This is a genomic window from Rhizobium sp. WCS2018Hpa-16 (genome assembly GCF_031843705.1).
Classification (GTDB): Bacteria; Pseudomonadota; Alphaproteobacteria; order Rhizobiales; family Rhizobiaceae; genus Agrobacterium; species Agrobacterium tumefaciens_C.
Map to the genome: position 1 here is coordinate 42,821 of NZ_JAVTIX010000015.1, position 17,645 is coordinate 60,465.

At 55.2% G+C, this 17,645-nt stretch carries 18 protein-coding genes and 1 pseudogene; 11 read left to right on the forward strand and 8 right to left on the reverse strand.

Going from position 1 to position 17,645, the window contains the following annotated elements; translation table 11 throughout:
- Positions 1 to 23: 23 nt before the first annotated feature.
- The 3 genes and pseudogenes from RQI55_RS23900 to RQI55_RS23910 all read left to right on the forward strand — a co-directional run bounded on the left by RQI55_RS23900 (position 24) and on the right by RQI55_RS23910 (position 2,508).
- On the forward strand, positions 24 to 1,841 hold the full coding sequence (locus RQI55_RS23900) for a PAS domain-containing methyl-accepting chemotaxis protein (RefSeq protein ID WP_042619861.1): 1,818 nt from the start codon (positions 24 to 26) through the stop codon (positions 1,839 to 1,841).
- A 138-nt stretch (positions 1,842 to 1,979) separates the two neighbouring features.
- Positions 1,980 to 2,113 (forward strand): annotated as a pseudogene (locus RQI55_RS23905) (integrase core domain-containing protein); the annotation flags it as partial.
- Positions 2,114 to 2,274: 161 nt separating this feature from the next.
- A complete protein-coding gene (locus RQI55_RS23910; RefSeq protein ID WP_042618629.1) occupies positions 2,275 to 2,508 on the forward strand; it encodes a hypothetical protein in 234 nt (77 codons plus the stop codon).
- Between the two features lie 517 nt (positions 2,509 to 3,025).
- Here the strand turns inward: RQI55_RS23910 and RQI55_RS23915 are convergent.
- The 4 genes from RQI55_RS23915 to RQI55_RS23930 form a co-directional block, all read right to left on the reverse strand.
- Positions 3,026 to 5,197, reverse strand: coding sequence for an EAL domain-containing protein (locus tag RQI55_RS23915; protein ID WP_042617046.1), 2,172 nt, complete (start codon positions 5,195 to 5,197; stop codon positions 3,026 to 3,028).
- A gap of 385 nt (positions 5,198 to 5,582) precedes the next feature.
- Positions 5,583 to 5,876 carry a type II toxin-antitoxin system mRNA interferase toxin, RelE/StbE family gene (locus tag RQI55_RS23920; protein ID WP_042618630.1) on the reverse strand — a complete coding sequence of 98 codons (294 nt, stop codon included), beginning with the start codon at positions 5,874 to 5,876 and terminating at the stop codon, positions 5,583 to 5,585.
- A complete protein-coding gene (locus tag RQI55_RS23925; protein WP_042618631.1) occupies positions 5,873 to 6,181 on the reverse strand; it encodes a type II toxin-antitoxin system RelB/DinJ family antitoxin in 309 nt (102 codons plus the stop codon). Before RQI55_RS23925 ends, RQI55_RS23920 begins: the two co-directional genes overlap by 4 nt.
- A 71-nt stretch (positions 6,182 to 6,252) precedes the next feature.
- Complete coding sequence (locus RQI55_RS23930) at positions 6,253 to 6,654, reverse strand: DUF2513 domain-containing protein (RefSeq protein WP_042618632.1); 402 nt, start codon at positions 6,652 to 6,654, stop codon at positions 6,253 to 6,255.
- A gap of 301 nt (positions 6,655 to 6,955) precedes the next feature.
- On the opposite strand from RQI55_RS23930, the gene RQI55_RS23935 reads away from it, so the two are divergent.
- Both RQI55_RS23935 and RQI55_RS23940 read left to right on the forward strand, forming a co-directional pair.
- Positions 6,956 to 9,160: a hypothetical protein gene (locus RQI55_RS23935; protein WP_311273715.1), complete on the forward strand. Its 2,205-nt coding sequence runs from the start codon at positions 6,956 to 6,958 to the stop codon at positions 9,158 to 9,160.
- A 270-nt stretch (positions 9,161 to 9,430) separates the two neighbouring features.
- Complete coding sequence (locus RQI55_RS23940; RefSeq protein WP_236727967.1) at positions 9,431 to 9,889, forward strand: VOC family protein; 459 nt, start codon at positions 9,431 to 9,433, stop codon at positions 9,887 to 9,889.
- Positions 9,890 to 10,202: 313 nt separating this feature from the next.
- Here the strand turns inward: RQI55_RS23940 and RQI55_RS23945 are convergent, their stop codons facing one another.
- Both RQI55_RS23945 and RQI55_RS23950 read right to left on the reverse strand, forming a co-directional pair.
- Positions 10,203 to 11,021 carry an NAD(P)H-binding protein gene (locus RQI55_RS23945; protein ID WP_311273714.1) on the reverse strand — a complete coding sequence of 273 codons (819 nt, stop codon included), beginning with the start codon at positions 11,019 to 11,021 and terminating at the stop codon, positions 10,203 to 10,205.
- A 28-nt stretch (positions 11,022 to 11,049) separates the two neighbouring features.
- Positions 11,050 to 11,493, reverse strand: coding sequence for a nuclear transport factor 2 family protein (locus tag RQI55_RS23950; RefSeq protein ID WP_042618636.1), 444 nt, complete (start codon positions 11,491 to 11,493; stop codon positions 11,050 to 11,052).
- Positions 11,494 to 11,757: 264 nt separating this feature from the next.
- Here RQI55_RS23950 and RQI55_RS23955 point away from each other — a divergent pair, with 264 nt between their 5' ends.
- Complete coding sequence (locus tag RQI55_RS23955) at positions 11,758 to 11,901, forward strand: hypothetical protein (RefSeq protein WP_311273721.1); 144 nt, start codon at positions 11,758 to 11,760, stop codon at positions 11,899 to 11,901.
- The gene (locus RQI55_RS23960; RefSeq protein WP_311276934.1) at positions 11,855 to 12,124 is read left to right on the forward strand and encodes a TetR-like C-terminal domain-containing protein; all 270 of its coding nucleotides are present in this window, start codon (positions 11,855 to 11,857) and stop codon (positions 12,122 to 12,124) included. The genes RQI55_RS23955 and RQI55_RS23960 overlap by 47 nt, the downstream gene beginning before the upstream one ends.
- A gap of 93 nt (positions 12,125 to 12,217) precedes the next feature.
- Here RQI55_RS23960 and RQI55_RS23965 read toward each other — a convergent pair whose 3' ends face one another.
- Positions 12,218 to 14,122 (reverse strand): pyridoxamine 5'-phosphate oxidase family protein, encoded by a 1,905-nt coding sequence (locus tag RQI55_RS23965; RefSeq protein ID WP_311273713.1) that lies wholly within the window; start codon positions 14,120 to 14,122, stop codon positions 12,218 to 12,220.
- Between the two features lie 64 nt (positions 14,123 to 14,186).
- On the reverse strand, positions 14,187 to 14,798 hold the full coding sequence (locus tag RQI55_RS23970) for a glutathione S-transferase (protein ID WP_311273712.1): 612 nt from the start codon (positions 14,796 to 14,798) through the stop codon (positions 14,187 to 14,189).
- Between the two features lie 120 nt (positions 14,799 to 14,918).
- On the opposite strand from RQI55_RS23970, the gene RQI55_RS23975 reads away from it, so the two are divergent.
- The 4 genes from RQI55_RS23975 (at position 14,919) to RQI55_RS23990 (ending at position 17,584) form a co-directional block, all read left to right on the forward strand.
- Complete coding sequence (locus RQI55_RS23975) at positions 14,919 to 15,812, forward strand: LysR family transcriptional regulator (RefSeq protein ID WP_311273711.1); 894 nt, start codon at positions 14,919 to 14,921, stop codon at positions 15,810 to 15,812.
- A 191-nt stretch (positions 15,813 to 16,003) separates the two neighbouring features.
- The gene (locus RQI55_RS23980; RefSeq protein WP_236727970.1) at positions 16,004 to 16,426 is read left to right on the forward strand and encodes a recombinase family protein; all 423 of its coding nucleotides are present in this window, start codon (positions 16,004 to 16,006) and stop codon (positions 16,424 to 16,426) included.
- On the forward strand, positions 16,363 to 17,244 hold the full coding sequence (locus RQI55_RS23985) for a recombinase family protein (RefSeq protein ID WP_042618640.1): 882 nt from the start codon (positions 16,363 to 16,365) through the stop codon (positions 17,242 to 17,244). The genes RQI55_RS23980 and RQI55_RS23985 overlap by 64 nt, the downstream gene beginning before the upstream one ends.
- The gene (locus RQI55_RS23990) at positions 17,222 to 17,584 is read left to right on the forward strand and encodes a hypothetical protein (protein WP_311273710.1); all 363 of its coding nucleotides are present in this window, start codon (positions 17,222 to 17,224) and stop codon (positions 17,582 to 17,584) included. The genes RQI55_RS23985 and RQI55_RS23990 overlap by 23 nt, the downstream gene beginning before the upstream one ends.
- Positions 17,585 to 17,645: the final 61 nt, after the last annotated feature.

Here is a 17,645-nt window from a genome sequence, read left to right on the forward strand (position 1 = left end):
TTCCATCAAACCAGGCGCGCGCTATGATCGACTTTTTTGCTTCCAACTCCAATCAGGTCCTCTCCGCACTTGATCTCTCCTTTGCCATCATCGAATTCGAAACGGACGGCACTATCCTCAGAGCGAACAAGAACTTTTGCGATTTGATGGGGTACACCGAGAAAGAGATCGTCGGACAGCATCACCGTATCTTCATCGATAAAGAATATGCCGGCTCCTCCGAATATACCGCTTTCTGGCGAAAACTTCAGGGCGGCACTTTCGAGTGCAGTGAGTTCAAGCGCATCGCGAAAAACGGTGACGAGATTTGGATCCGGGGCAATTATAACCCGGTCAAGAGCAGCAGTGGCAAAGTCCTCAAGATCATCAAATTTGCAAACGACATTACTCAGACCAAGATGGGTGGACTTGATAGCAGCGCAAAGCTCGCAGCGGTTTCTCGCGCACAGGCGACAATCGAATTTACGCCTGAAGGCAAGATTCTGACCGCAAACGAAAACTTTTTAAAGGCGATGGGATACTCGCTGAACGAGATCGTCGGTCAGCATCACCGCATGTTTGTGGAGCCTACCGAGGCAAGCTCCCAAAGATATATGGAGTTCTGGACCCGGCTACGCATGGGCGAATACGTCGCGGATGAATTCCTGCGCATCGGCAAGGGTGGGCGTCATGTTCATATCCAGGCGTCCTACAATCCGGTTTTCGATCCAAGCGGAAAGATCATCAAAATCGTCAAGTTTGCGACTGATGTCACCGGGCGCGTGGAAAATGTCGAGCAGCTTGCGCTAGGGTTGACGCGCTTTGCCGATGGCGATTTATCTCAGCAAATCGATCGTCCTTTTATTCCATCGCTGGAGAGACTTAGAACGGACTTCAACTCTGCATCTCAAAAGCTAAAGCTCGCCATGGCCGCAGTTGCCGAAAATGCACAGGCGATCACCTCTGGCTCCAACGAAATTCGCATATCTGCAGACGATCTGGCAAAGCGTACAGAACAACAAGCGGCCTCTGTCGAAGAGACGGCTGCCGCCTTGGAACAAATTACGACGACCGTGAAAGACTCCAGCCAGCGCGCTGAAGAGGCTGGCCGCCTCGTTGCTCGCACCAAAGATCATGCCAACCACTCAGGCGATGTCGTGCGTGAAGCCATCAGCGCTATGGATCAAATCGACGCATCTTCCAAGGCAATTTCAAACATCATCGGCGTGATCGACGAAATTGCATTTCAAACGAATTTGCTGGCACTCAACGCAGGTGTCGAAGCGGCACGCGCGGGGGAGGCTGGAAAAGGATTTGCTGTGGTTGCCCAAGAGGTGCGCGAACTTGCGCAGCGTTCAGCGACCGCGGCAAAAGAGATCAAAGTCCTCATCACCGCATCTGGTTCATATGTCAGCAACGGCGTAACGCTGGTGACGAAAGCCGGGACAGCTCTGCAGGAGATTGCGTCCCACGTCGAGAACATTAATGGCGATATCACAGCCATCGTAGAAGCTTCCCGTGAGCAGTCGACTGCGCTGAGCGAAATCAACAGGGCCATTAATTCGGTTGACCAGGGCACACAGCAGAACGCCGCCATGGTGGAAGAACAGACAGCCGCCAGCCATGAACTGGCCAAGGAGGCCGCTGCGTTGTTCGAATTACTTGATCAGTTCCGTTTCGAAGTTGTGAAACGCTCGCAATCGACAAACCCTGTTGAGACCAAACGGCAGGCGACGACTAAAATTGCACCATCACTTGTTGCGAACGCCCCAGTCCGACGTTCGTCCTACGTTACGGCCCCTCGCCGGACGCCAAACGCCTCGGCTGCTGCAGCGGTTCAGGAAAGCTGGGAAGAGTTTTAGAGCCCGTCGATTCAACGCGGACTCGCATCGGTCGTGAGGGTCGACACATCAACCTACCCTTACAAATCCCGCCGCACCAGACAGGCCCATCTCGAAAGACTGATCAAGGAGATTGTCGAAACGAGAGTGCAGTAAGGCTATGCCAGCAACGTCACCCCGGACTTCTGACGGCCTGGCAAGGCGACCGATACGGCTTCATCGAAGCGTTCAAAAGCAAGATCAGATTGGAATGCCTAAACGCCCATTGGTTCCTGACCCTTGCGGTTCCGCCCTAAAAGTGGGAAACTTGGCGTCGATAGTACAATGAGGAACGTCCTCGGCGATCGGATATAACGACCCAATTCTGGAGGATCATCAGGGTCTCAGGTCAGATGGCATCGGCTGGCTGTTGATCCATTTAGGCTTGCGCAATGTTGACTCCGAGGAGACCTGTATGGACTTGCTACGCGACGAAACTGGGAAGGTCCAGAACACACCACTGATAGGTTTTCAGGTGGTCAATATTCTTGGCGTCTTGGCTGTCGTGAAGCTCGACTTTCAGCAGGAAGACGGGATCCCGGTCTCAGTCCAGGTCTCGGTTACGGCGCAACAATGCCGGGAACTTGCCCGACAGCTGCTACATCAAGCCGAGGTGTTGGAGCTGGAGCGACCGACGCTGCCGCAATGATAGATTGTCAACGAAAAGGCAGGATACGATGTCACATTCGAAGCACGTTGAGATTTGCGTCGGCCTGACCAAGATATGGCTAACGAACTGTAAGCTGTGGTTTTGATGCTTGGGAAGATGAACTACGTTGACCGGGTCAGCAAGGTGTGCGGTGATCACTCCAGGGTAGCCGAAGAGGAAGCCCTGCAACAGGTCTGGTGCCTTGAAGGCTAGCCGTGCGTGTTGTTGTTCGGTCCCGATGCCATCGACAACCACAGTCATTCCAAGGCTTTTCTCCAATGCCAAGGCGCACTCTATAATGACCTCCACCACCGGATCTTCTCCAATTGCCGCGACAAAACTGGGGTCTATCTTATCTTGTCAAACGGATAGCGCCTGAGGTTAGACATCGAAGAGTAACCGGTGCCATAGTCGTCCATAGCCATAGGTGACTGGGTCATTAGTCGACGACCCGTTTCTTGCGCAAAAACAAATTGTTCGTCGCGCCGCGTTGGAGGTTATGAGCCCAGCCGGCTGGTCAGCCGTGCTCTTTATTAAAGTGGCCTACTTGCAGAAGCGCGATGATGTCGTCCCTAGCTATTGGGCGCGACATCAAAAACCCTTGGATGTTATCGCAGCCCAACGACTTCAGTGCATCTCTCTGCTCCTGGGTTTCGACCCCTTCAGCCGTTGTCTGTAGCCCTTGCGCCCGAGCCAGGTTGATGATCGCTGCGACAATCGCGCTTTTCTGGCCTTCTCCCATCCCCGCGATAAACGACTTGTCGATCTTGAGCCTATCGACAGTGACATTCTGAACCCTTGAGAAAGAAGAGTATCCGGTGCCAAAGTCGTCGATTGCAAACCTTACGCCGGCCGCTCTCAGCATGGTGACGTTTCGCTCAGTCTCCTCACCGCTGATGGCCAAGCTCTCTGTAATCTCGATTTCCAATCGTGCTGGTTCAATCCCCCATTTGGCCAGCGTGGTAAGAACCCGTAGCGGGTAGCCAGCGGAAGCGAGTTCGGACGCTGAAGCATTCACGGCGACACTTATGGAAGGCAACCCGGCGATCAGGCTGCACGCGTCTTCCAGAACATGCGCTCCAATCCTGTTAATGACGCCGATCTCTTCCGCGAGCGGGATGAACATATCTGGACCAATAGAGCCTAGCTCCGGGTGCTTCCACCGCGCCAAAGCCTCGAGCGAGCACGGGACCGCGCTGTCAGCAAAGTAGACCGGCTGGTAGACAACCTCGATCTGCGTCCCCGTTGCCAAGGCCTCGCGCAGGTCATGCTCTAGTTTCCGGCGGGTGCGGAGGAGTTCGTCCATGTGATTGCCAAACACCGCATATGCATTCCGTCCCGCAGCTTTTGCGTGATATAGGGCGATATCCGCCTGCCTCGTCAGTTCGACAGCATCTGCATTCGCACCTGATGCAATCGCCACACCGATGCTCGCACCAATAGCGCCATATGCCCCGTCAATCTCAAAAGGCTCGCGCAGGCCCAGGACGATTTTTTCTGCAATGGCGACGACGTCGTCCGGGTTCATCCTTTCAACCAAGACCGTAAACTCATCACCCCCGATACGCCCAATGAGAGCGTCCGGAAGAATGTCCCGCATCCGCGCAGCAACTAAGGCGATGAGTTTGTCCCCTGTTGGATGTCCATAGGTATCGTTGACACCCTTGAACCGGTCGAGGTCAATTAAAAGTACACTGAATAGATCCTCAGGCAATGCCTCCCTGAGCCGTGCCGCGAGCTCACTGTTAAAATGAGCCCTGTTAGCCAGACCCGTCAGACTGTCGCGCAGTGCCAGATGTTGAAGCTCCTGGCGATTGGAATTGAGCTTGACGGAGCGTTGCCAGATCGCATGCCCGGCCAAGCTTGCGGCGATGAATATGCCAATGATGGACAGTCCGACGACGGGGATTGTTGCGTGCAACACGCTCGTTCCCGGTTCGAACGGATGCCAATTTAGGTAACCAATTGTCTGTCCGGACTTCGAGGTAAGAGCGATATGGGAGTGGCGCTGGTCGCGAGGCATCTCAGTCGTGAACTGCATCTCGGCGAATTGGTATTCACTACCTATTTCGGCCGGAAAATCTTGATCTAGAAACCGTACCGCCACATGCTGATTTTCTTCTCCCGCCTGCTGCTCAATCTCGCCCGTGTCAGACATAATCGGTTTGACACTGACCACAGCAGGTCGTTTCCCTACATAGGTCAGATCACTCTCACCGATTGAGAGGACCTTGTCCGAGATGCCTTCCTGGTCTCCAGCGACAAGCCGTTCACGCAGACGTTTCGCAAGCGGACTATATGCCAGACGAAGGTCCTGAGGTGACACCCCGCTAGATGATTTTGCTAGAAACTGGTAAATCGGCAGTCCATCTGGCGATAAAACGACAGCGGCATCATGGCCGAAGTAGGTGTTCATCCAGCGGCCGAGGTTCACGTCAAGCCAATCGTGATCATCGTCCTTGGTTTTGGTGACCGCGTCATCCCACACGGTGGCGCTCTCTTGATCATGAGCAACGGATGATTGAATTTTGGCTACGATCAGGGTGGCGAGACCCTTCTGCCGCTCCGCGGCAACCTCGTCGGCTTTGGCTGCAGCCCAGTAAAGAGTACTGAGTAGCATCGCTCCAACCAGAGCCGCCACGCTTGCCGGAATGAGCCATTTCAAGAACCACTGTGACTGCCTAATCATGCGACATCTGCCTTTTCATCAGAGGGAACCTAGATCATCTGGGTTAAGCCTCAAGGAATGGAGACGGTTAAGTTTTGGTTGTTATCCTCATCAACTAACCCAAGCGTCTTGACCTGCAATCAGCGTCGATACCTCGGCTCGTCCGCGGAAGACGATCTTAAAAGGCGAGAGGTTGTTGCCGTTTGTTGTTTACATCATAATCCGCCGATCAAGAGCGAACCGTTGGCCGGCGGCACCACTTAAAACTGTGAAACACGGGTCTTGGTGGCTTCTGGGCTGCCTTAAATGACTGAAATGAAGGCGCAAAGCTACAGTGGCAATACACGCCTTCGCCTTGAATGGAATCGAACCGCAAACACCTTGATCCGAAAACTATCAGACTAGGCTAACTGGTTGAAAAGGCTTCAGGCCATTCCTGAGCCCCGTGCAAGACACGCAGTACTCGAACCGTAGCTTCTGTGATTGTGTACGCTGCGACGTAAGGCGTTCCGCTGATTACAAGCTCACGTGTCCCAGCGATTCTCCCGACTCTGCCACTTGCCGGAAAATCAATCAGGCGACGGACTGCAACGACGATGCGTTCGTCGACCAAAATGGCGGCGGCCGGGTTCTCCAACTCGATAAAAGTAAAAATTGCATCGCGATCCGATAAGGCAAACGCAGACCAGGTTAGTCTCAAGACGTTATACCCGCCGCGTTATTGCGCGCAGTCTGCCGACGCTTTTCGAAATGAGCCTCGACTTCATCGTCGGAAATATCCGGCCTTGTATCATTCAGCGCCTCAAGCACCTTGGCACGAAACCACGTATCGTGAGTCTCGCTGCCTGAAAAAAGTTCAAGCGGCAATACGCCCTCGTTGGCGGTTCTCGTCAGCAATATGCGAACCGCGTCTGACACCGTAAGTCCCATACCTTCAAGAACTAGGGACGCCCGGTCACGAACGTCAGCATCGATACGAGTTTGGACGAGCGCATTTGCAGCCATAGCTATCTCCAGATTGATATCTAATAGTAATGCAATTGAATTACAAAATCTAGCGTTCGTCTTTGGCCAATCTACTTTTTAAGTGCGATACCAAACTGCGATGATAGCTGCTCAGAAATATAAGCGACAGCAACCGCCTTCGCGATCTCGAAGGTGCCTCCTCCCGCCTTTTTCAAAATAGCGTTGGTATGGTCCCAAACGTCTTTGCGTCGGACACTGTCTAGGAACTCGTGGCCGCTCCAACTCAGTCCACGAAAGGTTACTGAAATCGAAGGCTGCTTTTTGATCCTCAACGGCATAAGGAAACCGGCATCATCCAGCAGGTGTAGATGATAATGGATAACGTCATCACGGTACCCCTCAACGGCAACCTCAGGACTACTCCCCGTTAATAATAGACCTCCGGGGCCATCAATTTCTGTGGTTTCTAACCTAAGCAAAAGCTCTCGGACCAGCGCCATATCGCGCGTCATGATTTCTTATCTCCTGCCCACAATGTTGAAGCTAGCACATCCGAAAATCTACTTAAACGGAAGTGCCTTCGATCAAAATTGCGCCCCCCATATATTCTGTGGAGCAATCTTAGGCTGTTGAGATCTCATTAACCTCATTCCCTTAGCAAGCCGCCCCTGGGCTGGACTGTAATCTGCAAGGGAAACCTGAATGAGCATAGATCAATCGGCAATCGTCTTTCGGCGCAAGATATCCAGCTTCTGCGACATGAAGTTGGCACCGCTCACAGACGCAAGACAATTTCGCGCACTTTCAGAATACATGACCCGTCTCATTGACGACCGGATGCCTCCTCCAATGCTCGGCAGGCACGTCAATTGGGAAGAGATCTCGTTCGCGTGCGGTTGTGGGCAAGCATCGGCAGAACTTAGGAGAATTGCCCAGTACGGCTTCGATGCCATTTCTCGTTGGCTCGCTGAAACGGGGCCAGGCCGTGGAAAGCCCTCGATCAACTCCAAAGGAGCAAAAACACGCAGCCGCGCAAAAAGTCTTTCAACCAAGCGCACTTCCGAGGCGGGCAAAACCTGTCATCGATCAAAACCTGGCCCGAAGCCCAAACCCATTGAAGAATTCCCAGAGCCGTTCTTCGATACTTATGAGGAACCGGTGTCTTTTCAGGCAGCTCTCCAATTCCATATCGACCGCTTCGGGGAGAGCTATTACCATTTGCATCGCGCCATATTCCGGGACGGCGATGCTCTTGAAGCCACGACATTGCTGAGCTGGCTGAAGGGAACGAAAGTGCCACGTAGTGTGGCAAACTTGGAAATCCTCAATCGAATAGAAAGCCGTTACCGATTGCCACTCGGTTATTTCAAGGAAAAGCTTCCGTATCAGTCTCGCGCCGGGGTCGGATATGACGTTGGTGACGATGTCTCGCCCGCAGAGCGTCGACGTCTGGCGTGGCATTTGCCGGATGATTTCAACTCCTTGCCGGAAGAAAAACGTGCGGAAATCCTCGAATGGGTAAGGCGCGTGATCATAACCGGTGCGACGGACTACCGTCGTTATCAGGCGTTGGCGACGAAGCAACGTTATGCGATCCGCTTCCCCGGCGTAACCTATGGCGGCTCTCACCGGCCTATGGCATCGCCCCGCAAAGTGGTCGAAGAATGTAAACACGAACTGGAAGACCCAGATATGCTTTCCGGGGTAATCGACGCCCCTACCCACTTGGCGCTTGAAATGGCCAATCTGATGTCGTTCAAGACCGCGACCCTGACTGAGGTCGGATACAAGCGGAATGGAGTGTGGGGTGAAGAGACGGCATCGCAGAAGCTCGAACATCTTGGCTTGATGTTCGGTGCCCTCGCCGCTTCACCTCAAGGCGAAGTCGCTGGCAGAGGCGTGCCCCTGAGCGCGTTGACCTTCGGCCTCCTGGTTTTTCCAGGTGTATGGGATTGGTATCTACAATGGCGTGAGCGGCGACGCGGCTTCTACACGGCCTGGGAAGCGGACATGCTGAGCATCTCACTGTCGCTGACCCGTGAGGAAACAGGTTGGATCAGGCAACATCCCGAACTCATCGAGCGCGTAGTACCGGTGAATGGCTTGGTTACGAAAGAGGAGATTACCTTCGCCCGGCGCGATTGGCATGCCTGTTGCGATGCGTTTCATTCCCACGCACGGAACCGCATCAGGGAAATCCAGCGAGTGATGCGGGTTCACCGAGACCCGTTCGAGCCGATCATGTGCGTGCTGGAGGCACCGAGCCCTCTGGCAGAATATCGCAAGATTACGGACGAAATCCTTCTCCGTATGCCTGATAGAGACCGATACCCAAGAGCTGCTGCAGAATCCGTACGCTCGTTTCTGATGTTGAGGCTAGGACTTCATCTAGGCTTGCGACAAAAGAATCTGCGACAACTGCTGTTTTGCCCACGCGGCCATTTCCCCACGTCCGAAAGGCGTCTGGAAGAAATGCGGCGCGGAGAAATTCGATGGAGTGAGAGAGAGAATGGCTGGGAGGTGCTGATCCCATCGGTCGCATTTAAAAATGCCAACTCGTCGTTCTTCGGATCGAAGCCATTCAGGCTGATCCTGCCTGACCTGCTGGATCTCTATTACTACATCAATGCCTACATCGAGCGTCATCGAAAGGTTCTGCTCGGCAATGCAGATGATCCGGGTACGTTCTTCGTCAAGACAGTCAAGCTATCGAGCGCTGACGCGGCCTATAATCAGACAACGTTCTATGAAGCTTGGCGTCTCATCATCCAACGCTACGGCATCTATAACCCGTATACGGGTCGCGGAGCGATCAGTGGCTTGCTGCCGCACGGACCTCATAATGTTCGGGACGTATTGGCAACGCACATTCTGAAACTCACCGGCTCATATGAGCAGGCGAGCTACGCCATTCAGGATACGCCGGAGATGGTTCAGCAGCATTACGGACGTTTCCTTCCACAGGACAAGGCAGCACTTGCAGCCAAAATACTGAACCAAGTATGGGAAGCGGCTTGAAGACAAGTAGGCTGACGATGCTGCAAACATCGCCAGCGTTCCAGTGATTAGATCCAATGATCCAGCGAAAACTGTTTTGCCGTTGATTGCACTGCGAGCTGTGGATTCGAAAGAGGCATGTGCGGGGGTCAGCTTTTGAGGGGAATCGAACCCGAGCTATAAAATGGCTAAAGGGATTACAAGTGCTGTGACTTGTTTGGCGAATGGCTTACTGTAGCGGGACGCAACTGTTCGATATGAGAGGATTAAAAAATGGCCGAAGATGCGGGCGTGATAGCTGTGGACCATACGGGGTTCTCGGTCGCCTCGTTGGAGGAGGCGATCCAGTTCTGGACTGAGGCGATGGGTTTCGACCTTACTCGGCGAGGAGAGATGGGTGGGGAGTTCCTACGGGAGGCCACGGGGGTTGACGATCCGCGTTGCCGAATGGCGCTGGTGACGGCTCCAAATGGCTACCCTATCGAGCTTCTCGAGTATTCGACAGGCCGTACGTTGGGCCAGACACCTCGTAGCGCGGGTGCGATCGGCGCCGCGCACATCGCCTTCACGGTTACGGATATCCGCACGGCCATCGCGCGGGTTGAGACGGCGGGGTGGGCAGTGAAGGGTTCGCCGCAGCCGATACCAGCCGGCCCCCGATGCGGAACAATGGTCGCGTACATCTCCGGCCCGGATGGTATCACCATAGAGCTGATGCAGCCGCCTGTTGAACATTCCCGCGTCGTGTAACGCGACTTCGGTCAGGGAAAGCTGAACCTTGTGAGGGTTTTCCGTTCCATTGCTAGGAGCCCTCTACGCCTACTGGGTTTTTCGCAGCAAGATCGATCCTGACGAAGGATATCACGAATGGTGCCCTTGCGTTCAAAGCGACTATTACGGTTCGTCAGCATCTGGCTGGCGAACTTGTTTTTTCTCATTCGCGATCAGAGTAACGATCTCGGAAGAAGGCGTTATACAAACGCCTTGAGAGGATTCGAACCATCGGGCCGCGCTTCTTTCTTACCATGCACGCGCTCTGTGGGTGGCGGTGTGGAGGTCGACTTCATGATAGCCAGCGCTGGTGGTTTTCCCGAATAAATACGTCCGCTGATTTCGGTGCCTGTCTCGTTAGCACAAACACACAGTCGGTGACGCGGTCTTCATTCCCGTCCTCTATCCACTTATCCATTGAAGCGAGCGTCTGCGCATAATCCTTATCCAGACCACCCGCGTGATATCGCTCGGCAAGTTGATCGACGTCGAGATTCACATGTCGGATGTTACGGCCAAGAATGCTGCTCAGCTTGGACGCAACATCCGCGTAGGACAACGTTTCGTGGCCCGTCAGAATGAAATACCTGTTCCAGGATTTGTCTTCAAGCAGAGTGCTGACAGCCGCTCTGGCGATATCGGTTGCGTCAATGAAGCCAACCCGGCCCGATCCAGTTGCCGAGTAAATGGCATTCTCTTGCCGGATGGTGATCTGGTGCTGTTGGTGAGAAAAGTTCTGTAGGAACCAGGTGGGGCGCAAAACTGTCCACTCTGGAACGTTGTCGGTAAGATAAGCGTGGATCTGCCCCATCATCGGCCCACCGGCTTCCAACGATGACGCGCTGAGCAGGACAAAGCGCCGGACACCGCAGGAGCGCGCAATATCGAGGACGGGCGGGACGACTGCACCATGGTCGCTCGTATTTGTCGGAGCGACAATGTAGACCGCATCTGCCCTATCAAAAGCTCTCCGCGCAGTTTCCGGCTGCTGCCAGTCAAATAGAACCTCGCTTTCGCGATACGGATTGCGCGTGCCTATCTCTGGAATAATCCTCCGCTCTCTCAAGCCTTCCACAACCAATCGTCCGGTGATTCCGGTTCCGCCTGTCACGAGAATCTTTGTTGACTTATCGTCTCCATTATTGAGCCTCCGTCGTGACAGTTGAAGGTTTCGTTGCCGAGAGAAGGATAAGCGGGTTCCAATAATCGCGGTAGCGCGTGATGAGCCCGCCCTTCAAATCGAACACCGAGACATAGATTTGATCGTAGCGTGCGCCAGTTTCGTTGGAATATCCCTTGCAGCTAAATTCGATCGTGGCTGCCTCAGAACCGGCGGCAATGATAACCCGTTTTAGGCTCATCGTTTCAATTGTCAGCAAATCGGCAACAGTTGGAAGATAGGCCTCGAGCGCTGCTTTGCCGACAAGTCGATCAGTCAATCCCTCCGGTGCGTAAGGAAATTCGAAGACGATGTTGTCATCACACATAGCGAGAAACGATGTCGCTTCAGACGAAACTAGATCGCCCAGAGCCTGCCTCAAAAGAGACGACAGACTTGGGAATTGGTGAGCTTTGTTGGTCACAGTGCTTTACTACTAATGAATGGAACGCGATCGTTCCATCCGGCATATGGAGCACCTTCGATGGAACGCAAGAGTATCGATGAAGAAATTCGACGTAAGCCCAGCGGTGCCGTCATGCGCACTGATCTGACACAAGCCTTGGTTCGGGCCTTCTTTGAAGATTGGGCCCTCTAAGGCTATGGCGGAATAAGCCTTGAGCGGCTCGCTACGCGGGCAGGTGCCGGCAAAGCCGCAACCTACCGTCGCTGGCCATCGAAGCTTGCAATGACCTCAGAAGCGATAGAGGAGCTTGGTCTGAAGCTAACTGATGTTTCTACTAGAGGCAGTCTCATCGAAGAGCTTGAAGCAACACCTGATGATGATGAGACGCGCGCTTCGTCATCGGCTCGTGCGCAGGATTTTGCCTGACATTTATGCGGAATCCGCTCGCAAAAGCGAACTCGTTGTCGCATTGACGAGGCTTGCGCAGGCTCGTCGAGCTGCGGGAACTGCCTTGATCGAGCGCGCTCTTGCACGCGGCGAGCTCAACGCAAACATCGACGTCAAAATAGCGCTGGATATGATCCCATCAGCCCTCTATTGGCGCATCATTGTGACGAATCGCTCGATGAGCAAGGCTCAAATCGAGTGACAAGCGAAAGCGCTTAGCGCTGCGATGAAATGTCTTTGACGTTGCACGAGGTGAGAGGGCCATAAAGTTGTCTGACATTGATTTTCGCAGCACTCACAATTCGAGTTGCAAACCCTCCTCCCCTTGTGCAGGAACCGAACAGCAAATCAGCGCCTCGCCATCTGCGACCGCATAACCAGGCTCGGAGAGATAACTGACGTCACCCTTGACGATCTTCGTCCGGCAATCCCCGCAATTGCCAGCTCGGCAGCCATAAGGTGGGTTGAGGCTACTTTGCTCTGCAAGTTCCAGCAAGGAGCCGCTGTCCGGCCTCCACTGCGCCTGTTTTGACGATTGCGTGAAGACGACTGGCGTCGGAACCGAAGCGGCAGGCTTGCGCGGCTTCGCCGATACGTCAACGGCGTAGTCGCGCTTCAGGCCGGAGGGGCCGAACGCCTCCGCATGGATGCGACCGTCTGCGTTGTTCAGCCCGCGGAGCCCGTCATACATCGACTGCATGAAGGACGACGGTCCGCAGATGTAGAAGTCATAGTCGCCGAACGGCAAGTGTGCCTTCAACAGCGTCATGTCGATGCGGCCGACTGCATCAAAAAGGCCGTCGCTCTCGACATCGGGCGCACCGAGCACCTTGATGTCCCGAACGGTTCCTTCGCTGCGCGCAACCAATTCGCCGATTTCGCGGTCGAATGCTCTTTCGGCAGAGGTTCGCGACGACCTGAACAACCATACCTGACGGCGATAACGCGTTCTGTCACCTGTATGGACGACATGACGCAGCATCGACAGCAAGGGCGTAATGCCGATGCCAGCTGCAAGGAGCACCGCCGGACGTGTGCGTCCCATCGCATCGATGGTGAACGCTCCGGCTGGGGATAGCGCTTCGATCTCGTCGCCTTCCCGCATTTTATGCAGGAGTGTGGATGCCCGGCCTTCGCGCTTTACACTCAGCCTGTAGAAGCCGTCCGAAGGAGCACTGGATATTGTATAGCTGCGGCGGATTGTTTCCGTCCCATCCGTGATGCTGATCGGAAGATGCTGGCCTGCCAGATGCGGGATGACAGCCTCGTCATCGGCCGGCGCAAGGTGCAGCGAACGGATCGTCGAGCTTTCCTCGATGGTTCGCTCAACGCGAAAGCGCCTCCAGGTTTTTGCCAGGGCTGCGACCTTCAACCGGCTTGCGGCCTCGCGCCAGTCTCCCGTCATCAAGCCGCTTGGCGACATGCCATCTTGGAGAAAGCTCCAGCGCAGCGGCAGTGCATCTTTGCGCAGCACCACCTTTTCCGGCATGACGCGCCAAAGACGCTCGGCGCCCTCGAAGGCAGCGATCTCGGGCGAATTCAGTATGATCTCGACGCTGCCAGCGATCTGCAACATGTCACCCGTCTCATGATCGACAAATAGTAGTCCGGCACGCGGGTTGACGGCGAAATTGCCAAGTGTGTTGAAGAACAGATTGCCGTTGAAATCCGGCACAGTCAGGCCACCATCGGCATCGACACGAACGAAACCGCGCCGACCGCCACGATGGGAGACATCCACCTGCCGTCCTTCACCCTCTAGGTCCACATAGGACGCCACGAAGAAAGTGTCGGCGGCTTCGATAAGGCCACACTGATGTGCGTCGAGCCGATCTGAAACAATCACTTCGGAAGACTGTTGCGTTGCTGGATCGCGCACGAAGCTGAACTGACGATGCTGGATGTAGCGCGGACAGTTGCCGAAGCTCTGTCCGACGGCGACGGAAAAACGGTCGCTGCTGCTGCGAATGACCGTACCGTTCATCCTGTTCCGTCGACGCGTGATGAGATCGACACCGACCAGACCGATCGGGTCGCCGTCGTTCATCCCGGCTTCGGCGGGATCATCGGGATCGCTGGAGGCATCAATACGGAGTGTCTGGGCATCGGGCGCCTGCAGAAAGCCCGGCCGTCCGCTGCGGATCGTCGCCCATGGAGTGCCCTCGCCATCGACAGTTCCGATGACGATGAACGGCAGCATCGAACAGGCATTCGAACCTCCTATGGGAACGACGGCCGGGCCAGCACCGGGCCGCAAAGCGATGTCAGGCTGCGACGCCGATGGCCGTTTTCGGAAGAGCGACGAAACCGGGCAAAGCTTCGATCCGCGCCAGCCAGTGACGAACCTCTGGATACGGCGCCAGATCGACATTGCCCTCCGGCGCGCCAGCGATGTAACTGTAGAGCGCGACATCCGCGACGGTCGGTGTATTGCCGATGATGAAACGGTGATTTTCGAGTTCGGCATTGATGAGGCCGAGAACCCGGTGAGCGCGGGCAATCACTTCCTCGGCGCGGAAGTCTGCTCGAAATACCGTGATCAGGCGGGCCGCGCACGGGCCGTATGAAATTTCTCCGGCAGCGACGGAAAGCCACTTCTGTATCTTTGCGACAGAGGCGAGATCGTCGGGCATCCAGTCCTTGCGGCCAAGCTTTGTGGCAACATAGGCCAGGATAGCATTGGAATCGTTGACGATGACATCACCATCTACCAGCACAGGCACTTGGCCGAACGAGTTGAGCTTCAGGAATTCCGGCGTCTTGTGCTCGCCGTTCGCCAGATCGAGGTCGATGATCTCAGCTTTGACGTTCAGCAAAGAAAGAAAAAGACGAGCGCGATGCGCATGGCCCGAAAGCGGGAAGTGATAGAGTTTCATGGTTTTCTCCCTTGAGGTCCGGACACCTTCATCCGGTAACGTGAGAAACCTAGCGGGAACCATATTTTTAGAGTAGACGGTTATTTAGGTAACCACCCTCTCGTTTTATGGAAGGCAAAGATGGACCGTCTCGACGCCCTGGGTGTTCTCTTGTCAGTGGTGGAACACGGTAGCCTTTCCGCCGCGTCGCGCGCATTGCACTCGCCACTACCGACCGTCAGCCGCAAGATCTCCGAGTTGGAGAGCTTTCTCGGCGTTCGCCTGTTCACCCGCACCAGCCGCAGGATCCTGCTCACGGAGGCCGGAGAGAGTTATGTCGTTGCGGCTCGTGAAATTCTGGGACGGGTGGAGGAGGCCGAACGCCGCGCCGCCGGAGAATACGTTGCACCAAAGGGAGACCTGACAATGACGGCACCAATCGTCTTTGGTCGCCTGCATGTCCTGCCGGTCGTCACGGATTTTCTGAAAGCCTTTCCGGACATCAACATTAACCTGATTATGAGCGACCGGCCGATCAGCCTTGCCGACGAACATATCGACGTCGCGCTGCGCATCAGCCGCCTTTCGGACAGCAGCCTGATGGCTATCCGCCTCGGCTCCACCCGCACCACCGTCTATGCCAATCCCGACTATCTAAAGCGGCATTCCCATCCATCCCATCCTGACGAACTCAAGCAACACGATTGCATCGCGTTCGACGGCGTGCTTTCGACGCGGTTCTGGACATTCCACGACGGCGCAAGAGATATCGCGGTGCCGATCCGGACACGCCTTTCCGTCAACACGGCGGAAGCTGCGGTCGATGCTGGGGCATCCGGTCTCGGCATCACGCGGGTCATGGCCTATCAAGCAAAGCGCGCGGTCGATGCCGGCTTGCTGGTGCCGCTGCTGGAAGATTTCGAGCAAGAGGCATCGCCGGTCCATCTCGTCCATCTATCGGACGGCCTTATGCCGCTGAAGCTCAGGACGTTTCTGGACTTTGCCACGCCGCGGCTGAGGGTATTGTTGAAGTAAATAAAAGCCGTGTTGGTTCGTCCCGAGGTTACATTCCCGGGACGCAAAAAGATCAGGCGCTATAACCAGGGTCCAGCCTATCGAGAACACGGCGCAGGCTTTCCAGATGCAGTCTGGCGCTTTAGGCGTCGCCTTCCGATGCAGCTATTAGCGGCACAAACTTCAGCTCCCGTCCTGGCATCCAGCGCCTGATGGCGCATGTAAAGCGCGAGCACATCGACGTCGTTCTATTCGTCACGGTTGATCGCCTTTCCCGCGACATGGAACACAGCGCCAAGATCCTGAAGGAGCTTCGCTACCGCGACGTTGATCTATGGACAGTCCATGCCGGCACCCCTGTCACTGACCTGGAACTGGCGATGCGCGCAGCACTCAGCCACGAGATGGTCGAGAATATCCGTTACCGAACACGCGAAAGTATGAAGACGGCGGTACGCAAGAGCAAAGCGCGACGTGCTTGTCCTAAGGCGACAAGCTCTCCCAGCAGCGCGATGCCAATGGTGACCGCATCAGGGGCCTTCGCGACATTGACCCGGCCAAGGCCGAGATCGTGCGGGGGATCTTCAAAGACTATGTCGATGGCGTCTCACCGGCAGCCATCGCACAGAAGCTGAATGACTTGCAGATCCCGGGCGCACGTACCAAATACTGGCGCGACACTACCATCCGGGGCAGTGTCACTGACGGGACCGGAATCCTAAACAACTCCCTCTATGTCGGGAAAGTCTTCTGGAACAAACAGAAGTTCCGCAAGGACCCGACGACAAAACGGCGAACCTCACGTGCGACCGACAGGGACGAATGGGAGTTCATGGACAAACCTGAGCTGGGCATTGTTTCGGATGAGCTATGGGAACGGGCGAAGCAACGCCAGGCCGAAAGCCGGGAAGAGTTCGACCGGCACTCGACAAACCGTCTCAACGCGACGCACCGTCCGGAATATCTTCTCAGCCGGATGCTCCAATGTGCCGAATGCGGCGGCCCCTACGCAATCAGCGGAAAGGATCGCTATAGCTGCACCAACCGCAAGAAGCGTCTACCGATCGACGAGCTTGGCGGCGAATGCTGTAGCAACAGCAAAACCATCACACACCAAGAACTCGAAGAGCGCGTCCTCAATTGCATTCCGGTAGCATTCTACTCAATCGATATCTTCGACCGGATTGCGCACAAGATCATCGCCCATGAGGTGACCAAACTGAAGAGCGTCCCCTCCCGCAAAGATCAGATTGCTACAGAGCTTGCAAAAATCAAATCGACACAGGCAGGTCTGATGCAACAGATCCAGGACCGGCATGCCGAAAGCCGACCGCGCCTTGCGATCCTCGACGACCAACTGGATGGACTGGAAGTCACGCGTGAGCAGCTCGCCTTGGAGCTTGCCGCTACCGAGCGCCGAAATTGCGACGGTGAAGCATCAGTTCAATCCTGATAATGTCGAGGTTGCCATCCGCAAGCTGCTATTCCTTGCCCGTAACAATGCCGACGAAGACGCCAAGCAGCGTCTGATGCCGATCGTGCGGGATCTGATCCAGACCGTGGTGATCGGCACGACACCGGGGCATCAGCCAGCGAGCCTACAGGTGCATGGCGACATCGCCACCATCATGGCATCCATGGAAGTTCTCGATCTCATGGAGCAGCAGTTCCTTGCCGCGGCAGGCAACGATTTGATGGCGCGGATTGCGTCTGGCGAGATCGACACGGATGCCAAACGCAAAAAACTCCTCGACCAGTATGGTGAGGAGCTTAAGAGCAAATATTCTGAATGAAAGCGGTTACCAATATTTTTGGTTGCGGGGGCAGGATTTGAACCTGCGGCCTTCAGGTTAT